We start from the raw sequence: 17,219 nt of genomic DNA, 5'->3' as shown, positions 1-17,219 counted from the left end.
CGGAAACGCCGGAGGGCGGCCACCCCGTACGGGATGGCCGCCCTCCGTCCGCTCACGCCTTACTGGTTGTACGGACCGTAGTCGTAGTCCTCCAGCGGTACGGCCTGGCCGGAGCCCGTGCCGAACGGCGAGTAGTCGATGTCGTCGTAGCCGACGGCCGAGTACATCGCGGCCTTGGCCTCCTCGGTCGGCTCGACCCGGATGTTGCGGTAGCGGGACAGGCCCGTACCGGCCGGGATGAGCTTACCGATGATGACGTTCTCCTTGAGGCCGATCAGGGAGTCCGACTTGGCGTTGATCGCCGCGTCGGTCAGGACCCTGGTCGTCTCCTGGAAGGACGCCGCCGACAGCCACGACTCGGTGGCCAGCGACGCCTTGGTGATACCCATGAGCTGCGGACGGCCGGAGGCCGGGTGGCCGCCTTCCGTGACCACACGGCGGTTCTCGGTCTCGAACTTCGACCGCTCCACCAGCTCGCCGGGCAGCAGCTCCGCGTCGCCGGACTCGATGATCGTCACGCGGCGCAGCATCTGCCGGATGATGATCTCGATGTGCTTGTCGTGGATCGACACGCCCTGCGAGTTGTAGACCTTCTGGACCTCGCCGACCAGGTGGACCTGGACCGCGCGCTGACCGAGGATCCGCAGCACGTCGTGCGGGTTGGTGGCACCGACGGTGAGCTTCTGGCCCACCTGGACGGCGTCGCCCTCGCCCACGAGCAGACGGGCACGCTTCGAGATCGGGAACGGCGTCTCGTCGCTGCCGTCGTCCGGGGTGACGACGATCTTCTTGGTCTTCTCGGTCTCCTCGATACGGACGCGGCCCGCCGCCTCCGAGATCGGGGCGACACCCTTGGGCGTACGGGCCTCGAAGAGCTCGACGACTCGGGGCAGACCCTGCGTGATGTCGTCACCGGCCACACCACCGGTGTGGAAGGTACGCATCGTGAGCTGGGTACCGGGCTCACCGATGGACTGGGCGGCGATGATGCCGACCGCCTCACCGATGTCGACCAGCTTGCCGGTGGCCAGCGAGCGGCCGTAGCAGAAGGCACAGGTGCCGACCGCGGACTCGCAGGTCAGGACCGAGCGGGTCTTGACCTCCTCGACCCCGGCTGCCACGACGGCGTCGATCAGGACATCGCCCAGGTCGACGTTTGCCGGCGCGATGACCTTGCCGTCGACGACGACGTCCTCGGCGAGCATCCGCGCGTACACGGACGTCTCGACGTCCTCCGCCTTGCGCAGCACACCGTCGGCGCCGCGCTCGGCGATCCGCAGCTTCAGACCGCGGTCGGTGCCGCAGTCCTCCTCGCGGATGATGACGTCCTGCGAGACGTCCACCAGACGACGGGTCAGGTAACCCGAGTCGGCGGTACGCAGGGCGGTGTCGGCCAGACCCTTACGGGCACCGTGGGTGGAGATGAAGTACTCCAGCACGGACAGACCTTCACGGAAGGACGCCTTGATGGGACGCGGGATCGTCTCGTTCTTGGCGTTGGACACCAGACCACGCATACCGGCGATCTGACGCATCTGCATCATGTTTCCACGAGCACCCGAGTTGACCATCATGAAGATGGGGTTGGTCTTCGGGAAGTTCGCGTTCATCGCCTCGGCGACCTCGTTGGTCGCCTTGGTCCAGATCGCGATGAGCTCCTGGGTGCGCTCGTCCTTGGTGATCAGACCGCGCTCGTACTGCTTCTGGACCTTCTCGTCCTGCGCCTCGTAACCCTGGACGATCGCCTTCTTCGCCTCGGGCACGACGACGTCCGAGATGGCGACGGTGACGCCGGAACGGGTCGCCCAGAAGAAGCCGGCCGCCTTCAGGTTGTCGAGCGTCGCCGCCACGATGACCTTGGGGTAGCGCTCGGCGAGGTCGTTGACGATCTCGGAGAGCTGCTTCTTGCCGACCGAGTAGTCGACGAACGGGTAGTCCTCGGGCAGCAGCTCGTTGAAGAGCGCGCGGCCCAGGGTCGTCCGCAGCCGGAACGGGTCGCCCTGCTGCCACGGCACCGCGGTGCCGTCGGTGTCGGCCTCCTCGGAGACCGGCGGGGTCCAGCCGCGCGGCGGGATGGTGCCCACCGGGAAGCGGATGTCGACCTTGGCCTGGAGCGACAGCTCGCGGTTGTCGAACGCCATGGTGGCCTCGGCGGTGGAGCCGAAGGACCGGCCCTCGCCCTTGACGACGCGCTCTTCCTCGTCCGTGGTGAGGAAGAAGAGGCCGAGCACCATGTCCTGGGTGGGCATGGTGACCGGACGGCCGTCGGCCGGCTTGAGGATGTTGTTCGAGGACAGCATCAGGATGCGGGCCTCGGCCTGCGCCTCCGCGGAGAGCGGCAGGTGGACGGCCATCTGGTCACCGTCGAAGTCCGCGTTGAACGCGGTGCAGACGAGCGGGTGGATCTGGATGGCCTTGCCCTCGACGAGCTGCGGCTCGAACGCCTGGATACCCAGACGGTGCAGGGTGGGCGCACGGTTCAGCAGCACCGGGTGCTCGGCGATGACCTCTTCGAGCACGTCGTACACGACCGTACGGCCGCGCTCGACCATGCGCTTCGCCGACTTGATGTTCTGCGCGTGGTTCAGGTCCACCAGGCGCTTCATCACGAACGGCTTGAAGAGCTCCAGCGCCATGGCCTTCGGCAGACCGCACTGGTGCAGCTTGAGCTGCGGGCCGACGACGATCACTGAACGGGCCGAGTAGTCGACACGCTTGCCGAGCAGGTTCTGACGGAAACGGCCCTGCTTGCCCTTGAGCATGTCGCTCAGGGACTTCAGCGGGCGGTTACCGGGACCGGTGACCGGACGGCCGCGGCGGCCGTTGTCGAACAGCGCGTCGACGGCCTCCTGGAGCATCCGCTTCTCGTTGTTCACGATGATCTCGGGGGCACCGAGGTCGAGGAGACGCTTGAGGCGGTTGTTCCGGTTGATCACACGGCGGTACAGGTCGTTCAGGTCGGAGGTCGCGAAGCGGCCACCGTCGAGCTGCACCATCGGACGCAGGTCCGGCGGGATCACCGGCACGCAGTCCAGCACCATGCCCTTGGGGCTGTTGCTGGTCTGGAGGAACGCGGAGACGACCTTGAGGCGCTTGAGCGCACGGGTCTTCTTCTGTCCCTTGCCGGTACGGATGATCTCGCGGAGGCGCTCGGCCTCCTCGTCCAGGTCGAAGGACTCCAGGCGCTTCTGCAGCGCGGCGGCGCCCATCGAACCGTCGAAGTAGGTGCCGAAGCGGTCGCGCAGCTCGCGGTAGAGCAGCTCGTCGCCCTCCAGGTCCTGGACCTTGAGGTTCTTGAAGCGGTTCCACACCTCGTCGAGACGGTCGATCTCGCGCTGCGCGCGGTCCCGGAGCTGCTTCATCTCGCGCTCGGCGCCTTCGCGCACCTTGCGGCGGACGTCGGCCTTGGCGCCCTCGGCCTCCAGCTCGGCCAGGTCGGTCTCGAGCTTCTTGGCGCGGGCTTCGAGGTCGGAGTCGCGACGGTTCTCGGTCTGCTGGCGCTCGACGGAGACATGCGCCTCCAGCGACGGCAGATCGCGCGTACGGCGCTCCTCGTCCACGAACGTGATCATGTACGCGGCGAAGTAGATGACCTTTTCGAGGTCCTTCGGCGCGAGGTCGAGCAGGTACCCGAGGCGTGAGGGCACGCCCTTGAAGTACCAGATGTGGGTGACGGGAGCGGCCAGCTCAATGTGGCCCATCCGCTCACGGCGCACCTTGGCGCGCGTGACTTCCACGCCACAGCGCTCACAGATGATGCCCTTGAAGCGGACACGCTTGTACTTGCCGCAGTAGCACTCCCAGTCCCGGGTCGGACCGAAGATCTTCTCGCAGAAGAGTCCGTCCTTCTCGGGCTTGAGCGTGCGGTAGTTGATGGTCTCCGGCTTCTTCACTTCGCCGTGCGACCAGGTCCGGATGTCGTCCGCGGTGGCAAGGCCGATCCGCAGCTCGTCGAAGAAGTTGACGTCGAGCACTTGTCGTCAATCCCTCTTTCGGGGGTTCGAGCCCCTCGCGTCAGCGAGTAGATGGGGCACTTCAGCAATGGTCTGAACGGGTCCGGGGAGAGCCGGCCGGATCGGGGATCCGGCCGGCGAACCCGTCAGACCTCTTCGACGCTGCTCGGCTCTCGCCGGGACAGGTCGATACCGAGCTCCTCCGCCGCGCGGAAGACGTCCTCGTCCGTGTCGCGCATCTCGATGGACATGCCGTCCGAGGACAGCACCTCCACGTTGAGGCAGAGCGACTGCATTTCCTTGATGAGCACCTTGAAGGACTCGGGAATGCCGGGCTCAGGGATGTTCTCGCCCTTGACGATGGCCTCGTAGACCTTCACGCGGCCGGTCACGTCGTCGGACTTGATCGTCAGCAGCTCCTGGAGGGCGTACGCGGCGCCGTAAGCCTCCAGCGCCCACACCTCCATCTCACCGAAGCGCTGGCCACCGAACTGAGCCTTACCACCCAGCGGCTGCTGGGTGATCATCGAGTACGGGCCGGTCGAGCGGGCGTGCAGCTTGTCGTCGACCAGGTGGTGGAGCTTGAGGATGTACATGTACCCGATCGAGATCGGGTCCGGGAACGGCTCACCGGAGCGGCCGTCGAACATCCGGGCCTTACCGGAGCCCTTGACCATCCGCTCGCCGTCGCGGTTCGGGATCGTGGACTCGAAGAGACCCGAGATCTCGTCCTCGCGGGCACCGTCGAAGACCGGGGTGGCGACGTTGGTGCCGGGCGCGACCTCGTCGGCGCCGATGGACTTCAGCCGCTCCATCCACTCCTCGTTGCCCTCGACCTTCCAGCCCTGGCTGGCGAGCCAGCCGAGGTGGATCTCCAGGACCTGTCCCGGGTTCATTCGGGACGGGACACCCAGCGGGTTGAGGATGATGTCGACCGGGGTGCCGTCCTCCAGGAACGGCATGTCCTCGATCGGCAGGATCTTCGAGATGACGCCCTTGTTGCCGTGACGGCCGGCGAGCTTGTCGCCGTCCGTGATCTTGCGCTTCTGGGCGACGTAGACGCGGACGAGCTGGTTGACGCCGGGCGGCAGCTCGTCGCCCTCCTCGCGGTCGAAGACGCGGACGCCGATGACCTTGCCGACCTCGCCGTGCGGCACCTTCAGCGAGGTGTCGCGGACCTCACGGGCCTTCTCGCCGAAGATCGCGCGGAGCAGGCGCTCCTCCGGGGTCAGCTCGGTCTCACCCTTGGGCGTGACCTTGCCGACCAGGATGTCCCCGGCGACGACCTCGGCACCGATACGGATGATGCCGCGCTCGTCGAGGTCCGCGAGGACCTCCTCGGAGACGTTCGGGATGTCCCGGGTGATCTCCTCGGGGCCGAGCTTGGTGTCCCGGGCGTCGACCTCGTGCTCCTCGATGTGGATCGAGGAGAGGACGTCGTCCTGGACCAGCCGCTGGCTGAGGATGATCGCGTCTTCGTAGTTGTGGCCCTCCCACGGCATGAACGCCACGAGGAGGTTCTTGCCGAGCGCCATCTCACCCTGCTGGGTGGCGGGCCCGTCGGCGAGGACCTGGCTCTCGACGACCCGGTCGCCCTCGTTGACGACAACCTTCTGGTTGACCGAGGTGCCCTGGTTGGAGCGGGAGAACTTGGCGATGCGGTACGTGGTGTACGTACCGTCGTCGTTGGCGACGGTGATGTAGTCCGCGGAGACCTCCTGGACCACACCTTCCTTCTCCGCCTTGACGACGTCACCGGCGTCGACCGCGCAGCGGTACTCCATGCCGGTGCCGACGAGCGGCGCCTCGGACGTGATCAGGGGCACGGCCTGACGCATCATGTTCGCGCCCATGAGGGCACGGTTGGCGTCGTCGTGCTCCAGGAACGGGATCATCGCGGTCGCGACCGACACCATCTGGCGCGGCGAGACGTCCATGTAGTCGACGTCGTCGCCGGGGATGTAGTCGACCTCGCCGCCACGGCGGCGGACCAGCACGCGGGGCTCCGTGAAACGCATCTCCTCGGAGAGCGTCGCGTTGGCCTGCGCGATGACGAAGCGGTCTTCCTCGTCGGCGGTCAGGTAGTCGACGTCGTCGGTGACGACGCCCTCGACGACCTTGCGGTACGGCGTCTCCACGAAGCCGAACGCGTTGACCCGGCCGTACGAGGCGAGCGAGCCGATCAGACCGATGTTCGGGCCTTCAGGGGTCTCGATCGGGCACATGCGGCCGTAGTGCGACGGGTGCACGTCACGGACCTCGAAGCCGGCCCGCTCACGCGAGAGACCACCCGGGCCGAGCGCCGACAGACGGCGCTTGTGGGTGAGCCCCGACAGCGGGTTGTTCTGGTCCATGAACTGCGAGAGCTGGCTGGTGCCGAAGAACTCCTTGATGGAGGCGACGACCGGCCGGATGTTGATCAGGGTCTGCGGCGTGATCGCCTCGACGTCCTGAGTCGTCATGCGCTCACGCACGACGCGCTCCATCCTCGCCAGACCCGTACGGACCTGGTTCTGGATGAGCTCGCCGACGTTACGCAGACGACGGTTGCCGAAGTGGTCGATGTCGTCGGTCTCGACGACGATCTGGGTGCCGCTCTCGCCGACCGTCTCGGTCTCGCCGGCGTGCAGCTTGACCAGGTACTTGATGGTCGCGATGACGTCGTCGGTGGTGAGGACGCCGGCGTCCAGCGGCTCGTCGGCGCCGAGCTTCTTGTTCACCTTGTAGCGGCCGACCTTCGCGAGGTCGTAGCGCTTCGGGTTGAAGTAGAGGTTCTCGAGCAGCGTCTGGGCCGCCTCGCGCGTCGGGGGCTCGCCCGGACGCAGCTTGCGGTAGATGTCGAGGAGCGCGTCGTCCTGCCCCTGGGTGTGGTCCTTCTCCAGGGTGGCGCGCATGGACTCGTACTCGCCGAACTCCTCCAGGATCTGCTCGGTCGTCCAACCGAGAGCCTTGAGGAGGACGGTCACGGACTGCTTGCGCTTGCGGTCGATGCGGACACCGACCATGTCGCGCTTGTCGATCTCCATCTCCAGCCAGGCACCCCGGGACGGGATGATCTTGGCGGAGAAGATGTCCTTGTCGGACGTCTTGTCGATGGAGGAGTCGAAGTAGACACCCGGCGAGCGGACGAGCTGCGACACCACGACACGCTCGGTGCCGTTGATGACGAAGGTGCCCTTGTTCGTCATGAGCGGGAAATCGCCCATGAAGACCGTCTGGGACTTGATCTCGCCGGTCTCGTTGTTGGTGAACTCTGCGGTCACGAAGAGCGGGGCGGCGAACGTGAAGTCGCGGTCCTTGCACTCGTCGATCGAATTCTTCGAGGGCTCGAAGCGGTGGTCGCGGAAGGTCAGCGACATCGACCCGGAGAAGTCCTCGATCGGGGAGATCTCCTCGAAGATCTCCTCCAGACCGGACTTCCTGGGGACGTCCTGCCCACTCTCGACAGCCGCCTCGACACGAGCCTTCCAGGCGGGGTTGCCGAGCAGCCAGTCGAAGCTCTCGGTCTGAAGCGCCAGAAGGTTCGGAACCTCAAGCGGCTCCTTGATCTTTGCAAAGGAGATGCGCAGCGGGGCAGTGCTTGCGCCGTTGTTCGTATTCGTGGTCGAGGCGTTGCGCGAGGCGGCCAAGAGGGGGTCCTTCCGAGGGCTCGGACTCACTACGCGCGTACCGGTGTCCCAAGCTGGACATCGAGAGGGAAAGCCCAGTTCAGAGCTTTTCTTTCACCGATGCTCATGCGAGGGGGTGCCCCTGGTGACGGGCAGGGAGCAGCTAACAGGCAGCGCAAAGGGTCAGTGTAGCCACTTGGCACACTGATGTCCAGAGCGGGTTTTCCGACACCCTCGTTGTTCTCAACACCCTTGTCTCAACCACTGCGAGCCTCGCGCCGCAGGCGCACACCTTTACTGCCCTCTTCGTCACCGATCCATGCCTCGGATGCGGATCGATTGTGACGACGCGTCCTGAGAATTGCGCGCTCCGTGCGGTTCGTCAAGGCCCCCCACCCCATGCGGAAGGTCACTGGGCGTACGGCGGCACGGCGATGATCACGATACTCGCCGACGGCCGAAGAGCAAGGCACCCCCTGCGGGAACGCGGAAGGGCGACCACCCGACTGGGTGATCGCCCTTCATGTCAACGCCGCGCCGACGGGACCCCGCGTGGGGGGCCCTACGGCGCCGGGACTGCCTCCGTGTCCGCCCGAGCCCCTCGCGGGGCCCTCAGCGGCCGGTGACGGACCCGTACGGGGTCACTTGACCTCGACGGAGGCGCCGGCGGCCTTGAGGGACTCGGCAGCCTTCTCGGCGGCCTCCTTGGCGACCTTCTCGACGACGGGCTTGGGGGCGCCGTCCACGAGGTCCTTGGCCTCCTTGAGGCCCAGGGAGGTGAGCTCGCGCACAACCTTGATGACCTGGATCTTCTTCTCGCCGGCACCCGTGAGGATGACGTCAAACTCGTCCTGGACCTCTTCGGCCTCGGCGGCGACAGCGGCGCCACCGGCGGCGGCAGCGGCGACCGGGGCGGCGGCCGTGACGTCGAACTTCTCCTCGAAGGCCTTCACGAAGCCGGAGAGCTCGATGAGGGTCATGTCCTCGAACTGCGCGAGCAGCTCGTCCTGGGTGAGCTTCGCCATGATGGCGGTCCTTCCACTAATTCGGCTGGTGCCGTATGTACAGTTCCGCGGGCGTACCGGCCCGCTGTGACCGACCGGGTGTGATCACCCGGGACCGAGCGTGATTACTCGGAGTCGGCCTCGACGGGGGCCGGCGTACCGGCACCGTCCTGCTCTTCCTTCTGGGCACGAAGAGCTTCCGCGGTGCGGACGAACTTCGACGGAAGCGCCTGGAAGAGAGCGGCAGCCTGCGACTGCTTGCCCTTCATGGCACCGGCCAGCTTGGAAAGCAGAACCTCACGGGACTCGAGGTCCGCGAGCTTCTTGATCTCGTCGGCGCTGAGCGCCTTGCCGTCAAGGACACCGCCCTTGATGACGAGATTCGGGTTCTCCTTGGCGAAGTCACGAAGACCCTTGGCCGACTCCACCGGGTCACCGGTGACGAAGGCAACCGCCGTCGGACCCGCGAACAGGTCGTCCAGCGTGTTGATCCCGGCCTCGTTGGCCGCGATCTTGGTCAGCGTGTTCTTCACCACGGCGTACTGGGCGTTCTCACCGAGAGAACGACGCAGCTCCTTGAGCTGCGCCACGGTGAGACCCCGGTACTCGGTCAGCACGGCGGCGTTCGAGCTGCGGAACTGATCCGCCAGCTCGGCTACCGCGGCAGCCTTGTCGGGCCTTGCCATGAGCGTCGGCCTCCTTCCGGGTGATGAGGACCGCTCAGAAGGGGCTGGGCAAAACGAAACGCCCCGGCGCAGGCGCACGGGGCGTAGCTCGACCGAATGGGATCCGGGAGCTTTCCACAGTCACCTACGCGGGTCGTCCGCAGCTAGCGGATCCTTCGGCCGCCGCACCCTCTTACGAGCACACGGCAACGACCAGCGGTCTTTGGCTTCTGGGGAAGAATACGTGAGGGTGGTGCGGTACGGCAAATCAGCTTGCGGCGCCCGCGGTGGACTCGTCGCCCAGGCCCGCCATCATCTCGGCGAGGTCGAAGGTCTCACCGGCCGGCGGGGCCGTGACCTGCGTCTTCGCCCCGTAGTCCGAGTAGTGCGTGGAGATCTTCATCGTGCCCTCGGTGGTCTTCATGCCGATGTCCATCTTCACCGGGTAGTTGTCCTCGTTGACCCAGACCTCGGTGTCGTACGTCTCCATGCCCGACTTCTTCAACGAGTCGATGAGGGCCTTGCGCTCCTGCGCGTCGAGGACGGCGAGCGAGTCGTTGGACTTCATCATCTCGTCGACGCTCAGCGTGCCCTTGTAGTGCTCGGCGTCGACGCCGTCCACCTTCTCGGAGCCGACATGCTTGAGCTGCGGCGAGTCGAGCAGCAGGGCGAGCTGCTGGGCCGGGTCCTGGTTCATGTTCTCCAGGCCGCCGGTCATCTGCTTCTCCAGCGCCTTGTCACCCGACGCCTCGGCCACGGCGGCCACGTCGAGCTTCATCCAGCGCTTGCCCTCCATCTCCTTGGCGGCCTCGGCGCCCATGTCCATGTACATGACGTCGTCGACCCAGACCATGCGGATCTCCGAGAGACCGGAGGTCTCCGCGCTCAGCGCGTCGCCCTTCATCGTCATGTCCATCAGGCTCGGGTCCCACCCCATGACCCCGGACATCTCGATGTCGCCCTTGACCATGCCCGTCGACTCCGGCATCGACAGCGTCATCCGGACCTTGGCGGACTTCGCCTCGGAGGTCTTCTTGTAGGCCGCGGTGATGACCTCGGAGGCGCTGGACCCGGCCGGGGCCTTCTCGGCCGCCGGTGCGCTCTTCTTCTCCGTACCGCCGTCGCCCTGACACCCCGCGACACCGGCCATGACGGCCACCGCGGTCAGACAGACGCCCCCGCGCTTCCATACGGACGTGTTCATGAGTCCCACCCCTTGTCGTACGTTCAACTGCTGTGAACGGTAACGCACAGGTCTGACACAGCCTCGTACCCCGAAAGCCGGGCCCCGCACCTCCGGAGAGGTGCGGGGCCCGGCTTTCGTGCGTACGGTGCGACCCGCGGCTGCCGTCAGAGTCAGACGGAGGCCGGGTCCTCCTCGACGAGGAGGTTACGGGTGCGGTTGGCGTCCAGCGGAACGCCGGGGCCCATCGTGGTGGCCAGCGTGGCCTTCTTGATGTAGCGGCCCTTGGCGGAGGACGGCTTGAGACGGAGGATCTCCTCCAGCGCCGCGGCGTAGTTCTCGACCAGCTTCGTCTCGTCGAAGGAGACCTTGCCGATGATGAAGTGCAGGTTCGAGTGCTTGTCGACGCGGAACTCGATCTTGCCGCCCTTGATGTCGTTCACAGCCTTCGTGACATCGGGGGTGACGGTGCCGGTCTTCGGGTTCGGCATCAGACCACGCGGGCCGAGGACGCGGCCGAGGCGGCCGACCTTGCCCATGAGGTCCGGGGTGGCGACGACGGCGTCGAAGTCCAGACGGCCCTTCGAGACCTCGTCGATCAGTTCGTCGGCGCCGACGATGTCGGCGCCCGCGGCACGCGCGGCCTCGGCACGGTCACCGGTCGCGAAGACCAGGACCCGGGCGGTCTTGCCGGTGCCGTGCGGAAGGTTCACGGTGCCACGGACCATCTGGTCGGCCTTGCGCGGGTCGACGCCCAGACGCATGGCCACCTCGACGGTGCCGTCGAACTTGGTGGTGGTGGTGTCCTTGGCGATACGGACGGCTTCGAGCGGGGCGTACGTACGCTCCCGGTCGATCTTCGCGTCCGCGCCGCGGAGAGCCTTGCTGCGCTTCACTTCTTCTCCTGGTGTTTCTTCAGGTGTGGAGTTCGTGGTGCGGGCCGCGCTCGGCCCTCCCACTGGGGTGTGCCCTGCTGGGTCAGCCCTCGACCGTGATGCCCATGGAACGGGCGGTGCCGGCGATGATCTTCTCGGCGGCGTCCAGGTCGTTGGCATTCAGGTCGGGCATCTTGGTCGTGGCGATGTCGCGCACCTGGTCGCGGGTGAGCTTCGCGACCTTCTTGACGTGCGGCTCGCCGGAGCCCTTGTCCACACCAGCGGCCTTGAGGATCAGCTTGGCGGCCGGCGGAGTCTTGGTGATGAAGGTGAAGGAGCGGTCCTCGTAGACCGTGATCTCCACCGGCACGACCATGCCACGCTGCGACTCGGTCGCGGCGTTGTAGGCCTTGCAGAACTCCATGATGTTGACGCCGTGCTGGCCCAGCGCGGGGCCGACCGGCGGAGCCGGGTTGGCCGCGCCGGCACTGATCTGGAGCTTGATGAGCCCCGTGACCTTCTTCTTCTTGGGAGGCATTGCTCTCTCCGGGTCCATTTGAGAGTTTTCAGCCCGCCGTCCGGTCATCCGGATGGAGGCATACCGCACAACGATAACGGGTATAGCCGTACGGCCAAAAACCGACAGGTCAGACAGGCGTGAACCCCTGTCTGACCTGTCGGAAGTAGGTGTTCCGGAAGAAGGATCAGTTCTTCTGGATCTGGTCGAAGCTCAGCTCGACCGGGGTCTCGCGACCGAAGATCTCGACCAGGCCCTTGACCTTCTTCGAGTCCGCGTTGATCTCGTTGATCGTCGCCTGGAGGGTGGCGAAGGGGCCGTCGGTGACGGTGACCGAGTCGCCGACCTCGAAGTCCAACACCTGGACCTCGACCTTGCGCGACGGCGCGGGCTTGCCCTCGGCCTCGGCCGCCTCGCGGGCGGCCTTCTCCTCGGCCTCCGGGGCGAGCATCTTGACGATCTCGTCCAGGGTCAGCGGGTACGGGTCGTAGGCGTTGCCCACGAAGCCGGTGACGCCGGGGGTGTTGCGGACGACGCCCCAGGACTCGTTCGTCAGGTCCATACGGACGAGAACGTACCCGGGAAGCTTGTTCTGGCGGACGTTCTTACGCTCGCCGTTCTTGATCTGGACGATCTCTTCCTCGGGGACTTCAGCCTGGTAGATGAATTCCTCGACGTTGAGCGAGACGGCGCGCTGCTCCAGGTTGGCCTTCACGCGCTTCTCGTAGCCCGCGTAGGTGTGGATCACGTACCACTCGCCGGGCAGCCCGCGGAGTTCGTCACGGAGGGCGGCGACCGGGTCGGCAGGGGCCTCGGCGACGGCTTCCGCCTCGTCGTCGGCCTCGTCGTCAGCGGCCTCGTCGTCCGCTTCCGCGGAGTCCTCGGCTGCCTCTTCGGTCTCGTCCTCGACGTGCAGCGCGGCCTCTTCGGCCGGCTCGCCCGCGGCGACGTCAGCGGCTTCGGCCTGGTCTGGCTCGACAGCGTCCGCCGCCTCGACGATGTCGGTCTGGTCCTCTCGGGACTCCACCGACTCGCTGGCGTCGTTCAGTTTCGGGTCAGACACGGTGGCTGCTTCTTCCTGGCTCAATGGGTGGAACACGCGAAAGGGGCGCCGCACGGGGCGCCCTTCGCGGGATCAGCCGAAGACGTACTTGATTGCTTGCTGGAAGCCATAGTCAATCACGGTCACCAGACCGATCATGACGACCACGAAGACAATCACCACGGTGGTGTACGTCGTTAGCTGGTTGCGAGTCGGCCAGACGACCTTGCGCAGCTCGGCGACGATCTGTCGGTAGAAGAGCGCGAGACGGCCCAGGGGGCCCTTCTTGCCGCGCTTTCCGCCCTTGCGGGGCTTCTTCGACTCGGCGGACTCATCGTCGGCATCAGGCTTGTCGATGGAGCCCACGGCATCCGCCACTCTCTCTCACCTGATTCCGGGTCGTGACCGTGCCGCGCCCGGGGGAGCCGCACGGCGATGCATTGAATGTACGTACATGCGCACACATCCTGGCGAAGATGTGTGTAGCAGGGCCGGAGGGACTTGAACCCCCAACCGCTGGTTTTGGAGACCAGTGCTCTACCAATTGAGCTACGACCCTTTGCGTTCTCCCTCAACCTACCGCATACGACCGGATGCACGGAGTGCCCGGTACGTCTTCGGAGCTGAAGGCCAACGACCAGTGAGTGTACGTGGTCATGGGCCGTGCGTCGAACAGCTTCCCCCTGGAGCCTCAGAGGGACGTCACGGGGACGTCGCGCGAAGCGATCATCCTCTGATGCGTCCATCCGCCCGTCCCCTTTCTGTTCAGAGCATGAAACGTGTGTGCCACGGAGGTTTCAGGTCTGGGACCATGGGCCCCATGAGCCCTGCAACCCCTCCCACCGAGCGCCGGGTCTCCGCCCGCATCGGCGCGATCTCCGAGTCCGCGACCCTCGCCGTGGACGCCAAGGCCAAGGCCCTGAAGGCCGCCGGGCGTCCGGTGATCGGCTTCGGCGCGGGCGAGCCCGACTTCCCGACCCCCGGCTACATCGTGGACGCCGCGGTCGAGGCTTGCCGTAACCCCAGGTTCCACCGCTACACGCCGGCCGGCGGACTCCCCGAGCTGAAGGCCGCCATCGCCGCGAAGACGCTCCGCGACTCCGGTTACGAGGTCGACGCGTCCCAGGTCCTCGTCACCAACGGCGGCAAGCAGGCCATCTACGAGGCGTTCGCCGCCATCCTGGACCCGGGCGACGAGGTCATCGTCCCGGCTCCGTACTGGACGACCTACCCCGAGTCGATCCGGCTGGCCGGCGGTGTCCCGGTAGAGGTCGTGGCCGACGAGACCACGGGCTACCGCGTCTCCGTCGAGCAGTTGGAGGCCGCCCGTACGGAGCGTACGAAGGTCGTGCTCTTCGTCTCGCCGTCCAACCCGACGGGCGCCGTCTACAGCGAGGCCGACACCGAGGCCATCGGCCGCTGGGCCGTCGAGCACGGCCTGTGGGTGCTGACGGACGAGATCTACGAGCACCTCGTCTACGGCGACGCCGCCTTCACCTCGCTGCCGGCCGTCGTCCCCGAGCTGCGCGACAAGTGCATCGTCGTCAACGGCGTGGCCAAGACGTACGCCATGACCGGCTGGCGGGTGGGCTGGGTCATCGGCCCCAAGGACGTGGTCAAGGCCGCGACCAACCTCCAGTCGCACGCCACGTCCAACGTCTCCAACGTCGCGCAGGCCGCCGCCCTCGCCGCCGTCTCCGGCGACCTGGAGGCCGTGGCCGAGATGCGGACCGCCTTCGACCGGCGCCGCAGGACGATCGTCCGGATGCTCAACGAGATCGACGGCGTGCTCTGCCCGGAGCCCGAGGGCGCCTTCTACGTCTACCCGTCGGTGAAGGCCCTGCTCGGCAAGGAGATCCGCGGCACCCGCCCGGCGACCTCCGTCGAGCTGGCCGCGCTGATCCTGGACGAGGCCGAGGTCGCGGTCGTCCCGGGCGAGGCGTTCGGCACGCCCGGGTATCTGCGGCTGTCCTACGCGCTCGGTGACGAGGATCTCGCCGAGGGCGTCGGGCGTCTCCAGAAGCTGCTGGCCGAGGCCAAGGACTGACGCCTCCGCACGCTCCCACCAGCGACTGAACGGGTCTCCGGCCACCGGCCGGGGACCCGTTTCCCTTCCGTATCCGCGTTCGGACAAGATCTCGATCGGGGAAAGTGGCTGCCGGTGGCTCTTTTCATGCGGCAAAATCCATGGATGGAGAGCACCACCCCCCGCCCCAGGGACCTCAGCCTGCTGCCCAAGGCCCATCTGCATCTGCACTTCACGGGTTCGATGCGGCCGGCGACCCTGCTCGAACTCGCCGACAAGTACGGCGTCCATCTCCCCGACGCGCTGACCGGCGGCGAGCCCCCGAAGCTGCGCGCCACCGACGAACGCGGCTGGTTCCGCTTCCAGCGGCTGTACGACATCGCCCGGTCCTGTCTGCGGACGCCCGAGGACATCCAGCGGCTGGTGCGCGAGGCCGCCGAGGAGGACGTACGGGACGGCTCCGGCTGGCTGGAGATCCAGGTCGACCCCACCTCGTACGCCCCGCACCTGGGCGGACTGATCCCGGCGATGGAGATCATCCTGGACGCCGTGGACGCCGCGTCCAGGGAGACCGGGCTCGGGATGCGCGTGCTGGTCGCGGCGAACCGGATGAAGCACCCGCTGGAGGCCAGGACCCTGGCCCGGCTCGCGGTGCGGTACGCGGACCGGGGCGTCGTCGGCTTCGGGCTCTCCAACGACGAGCGCCGGGGCATGGCCAGGGACTTCGACCGGGCCTTCGCGATCGCCAGGGACGGGGGGCTGCTGGCCGCGCCGCACGGCGGCGAGCTGACGGGGCCCGCGTCCGTACGGGACTGCCTGGACGACCTGAGCGCCTCCCGGATCGGGCACGGCGTCCGCGCCGCGGAGGACCCCAGGCTGCTGCGCAAGCTCGCGGAGCGCGGGGTGACCTGCGAGGTCTGCCCGTCCTCGAACGTCGCGCTGGGCGTCTACGAGAAGCCCGAGGACGTCCCCCTGCGCACACTGTTCGACGCCGGGGTCCCGATGGCGCTGGGCGCTGACGACCCGCTGCTCTTCGGCTCCCGGCTGGCGGCGCAGTACGAACTGGCGCGGCTCCACCAGAACTTCGCCGACGCGGAACTGGCCGAGCTGGCCCGTCAGTCGGTACGGGGCTCCGCGGCGCCGTCCGCGGTCCAGGAGAAGCTGCTGGCGGGGATCGACGCCTGGCTGGCTTCCTGACCCCCCGCCGGTGGCGCCGGGGCCTCAGAGGCTGACGCCCACCGTCACCGGTTCGTTGACCAGGGTGATCCCGAAGGCGTCGTACACCCCGGCGACGACCTCGCGCGCGAGGGCGAGCAGGTCCTCCGTGCGCGCGGCGCCCCGGTTGGTGAGGGCGAGGGTGTGCTTGGTGGAGATCCTGGCCGGGCCCGTGCCGTACCCCTTGGTGAAACCGGCCCGGTCGATCAGCCACGCCGCCGAGGTCTTCGTGCGCCCCTCCCCCTCCGGGAAGCCGGGGGGTGTCACGTCGTCGCCGAGGCGGGCCCTGACGCGCGCGGTGAACTCCGCGTACTGGCGGTCGGTGAGGATCGGGTTGGTGAAGAACGACCCCGCGGACCAGGTGTCGTGGTCCTCCGGGTCGAGCACCATGCCCTTGCCGGCCCGCAGCTTGAGGACGGTGTCCCTGGCGGTGGCCGCGGGGACCCGGTCGCCGGGCTCGACACCGAGGGCGCGGGCGGTCTCGGCGTACTTGAGAGGGGCGGAGAGGCCGTCGGCGTCCTCCAGGCCGAAGCGGACCCGCAGCACCACCCAGCGCCCGGGGTGCTGCTTGAAGCGGCTGTGACGGTATGAGAAGCCGCACTCGGCGCCGGTGAGCGTCACGGTCTCGCGGGCGGCGCGGTCGTACGCGACGACCTCGGTGACGGTCGTGGAGACCTCCTGGCCGTACGCGCCGACGTTCTGGATCGGGGTGGCGCCGGCCGAGCCCGGGATGCCGGCCAGGCACTCGACGCCCGCGAGGCCCGCTTCGACGGTCCGGGCGACTGCGTCGGTCCAGACCTCACCGGCGGCCAGTTCCAGCGCCGTACCGTCGAGCGTGAAGCCCTTGGTGGCGATGCGCAGGGCCGTGCCGTCGAAGCCCCGGTCGCCGATGACCAGGTTGCTGCCGCCGCCGATGATCAGGAGCGGGGTGCCCGCGTCGTCCGCCTCCCGTACGGCGGCGATCACCTCGTCGTCGGTGACGGCGGTGACGAGCCGGGCCGCGGGACCGCCGAGGCGGAAGGTGGTCAGGGGGGCGAGAGGGGCGTCGCGGAGTTCGTGCACGGGCACCAGCGTAAGGGGTGAATTGCCACACCCAGGGAGCTCGCCCAGGAAGCGGTAAGGGGCGCCCGG

Annotated in this window: 12 protein-coding genes and 1 tRNA gene; 2 read left to right on the top strand and 11 right to left on the bottom strand. The window is 67.4% G+C overall.

The features are described 5' to 3' along the window. Positions 1 to 59: 59 nt before the first annotated feature. From ACIO3P_RS16050 to ACIO3P_RS16005, 10 genes are all read right to left on the bottom strand, one after another. On the bottom strand, positions 60 to 3,974 hold the full coding sequence (locus tag ACIO3P_RS16050) for a DNA-directed RNA polymerase subunit beta' (protein WP_329828551.1): 3,915 nt from the start codon (positions 3,972 to 3,974) through the stop codon (positions 60 to 62). Positions 3,975 to 4,099: 125 nt separating this feature from the next. Beyond that, positions 4,100 to 7,582, bottom strand: a complete 3,483-nt coding sequence (rpoB, locus tag ACIO3P_RS16045) for a DNA-directed RNA polymerase subunit beta (protein WP_329828550.1) — start codon at positions 7,580 to 7,582, stop codon at positions 4,100 to 4,102. A gap of 620 nt (positions 7,583 to 8,202) precedes the next feature. Next, positions 8,203 to 8,586: a 50S ribosomal protein L7/L12 gene (gene rplL / locus ACIO3P_RS16040; RefSeq protein WP_329828549.1), complete on the bottom strand. Its 384-nt coding sequence runs from the start codon at positions 8,584 to 8,586 to the stop codon at positions 8,203 to 8,205. 104 nt (positions 8,587 to 8,690) lie between these two features. Beyond that, positions 8,691 to 9,251, bottom strand: a complete 561-nt coding sequence (gene rplJ, locus ACIO3P_RS16035; protein WP_329828548.1) for a 50S ribosomal protein L10 — start codon at positions 9,249 to 9,251, stop codon at positions 8,691 to 8,693. Between the two features lie 247 nt (positions 9,252 to 9,498). Further along, positions 9,499 to 10,434 (bottom strand): hypothetical protein, encoded by a 936-nt coding sequence (locus ACIO3P_RS16030; protein WP_329828547.1) that lies wholly within the window; start codon positions 10,432 to 10,434, stop codon positions 9,499 to 9,501. Positions 10,435 to 10,586: 152 nt separating this feature from the next. After that, a complete protein-coding gene (gene rplA, locus ACIO3P_RS16025) occupies positions 10,587 to 11,309 on the bottom strand; it encodes a 50S ribosomal protein L1 (RefSeq protein ID WP_401854727.1) in 723 nt (240 codons plus the stop codon). 82 nt (positions 11,310 to 11,391) lie between these two features. Next, complete coding sequence (gene rplK / locus ACIO3P_RS16020) at positions 11,392 to 11,826, bottom strand: 50S ribosomal protein L11 (protein WP_023539372.1); 435 nt, start codon at positions 11,824 to 11,826, stop codon at positions 11,392 to 11,394. A gap of 166 nt (positions 11,827 to 11,992) precedes the next feature. Then, positions 11,993 to 12,868, bottom strand: a complete 876-nt coding sequence (nusG, locus tag ACIO3P_RS16015; RefSeq protein WP_401792104.1) for a transcription termination/antitermination protein NusG — start codon at positions 12,866 to 12,868, stop codon at positions 11,993 to 11,995. A 72-nt stretch (positions 12,869 to 12,940) separates the two neighbouring features. Next, the gene (gene secE, locus ACIO3P_RS16010) at positions 12,941 to 13,225 is read right to left on the bottom strand and encodes a preprotein translocase subunit SecE (protein ID WP_329828543.1); all 285 of its coding nucleotides are present in this window, start codon (positions 13,223 to 13,225) and stop codon (positions 12,941 to 12,943) included. A gap of 108 nt (positions 13,226 to 13,333) precedes the next feature. Beyond that, positions 13,334 to 13,406: transfer RNA gene (locus ACIO3P_RS16005), tRNA-Trp, on the bottom strand. Between the two features lie 261 nt (positions 13,407 to 13,667). Here ACIO3P_RS16005 and ACIO3P_RS16000 point away from each other — a divergent pair. After that, entirely contained in the window at positions 13,668 to 14,894 is a 1,227-nt protein-coding gene (locus ACIO3P_RS16000; protein WP_401854729.1) for a pyridoxal phosphate-dependent aminotransferase, read from the top strand. A 144-nt stretch (positions 14,895 to 15,038) separates the two neighbouring features. Then, a complete protein-coding gene (locus tag ACIO3P_RS15995; protein WP_329828540.1) occupies positions 15,039 to 16,070 on the top strand; it encodes an adenosine deaminase in 1,032 nt (343 codons plus the stop codon). Positions 16,071 to 16,094: 24 nt separating this feature from the next. Here ACIO3P_RS15995 and ACIO3P_RS15990 read toward each other — a convergent pair whose 3' ends face one another. Next, entirely contained in the window at positions 16,095 to 17,150 is a 1,056-nt protein-coding gene (locus tag ACIO3P_RS15990; RefSeq protein ID WP_401792102.1) for a UDP-N-acetylmuramate dehydrogenase, read from the bottom strand. Positions 17,151 to 17,219: the final 69 nt, after the last annotated feature.

The sequence above is a fragment of the Streptomyces sp. NPDC087310 genome, from assembly GCF_044744405.1.
GTDB lineage: Bacteria > Actinomycetota > Actinomycetes > Streptomycetales > Streptomycetaceae > Streptomyces.
This window is presented reverse-complemented; position numbering and strand designations above follow the sequence as displayed.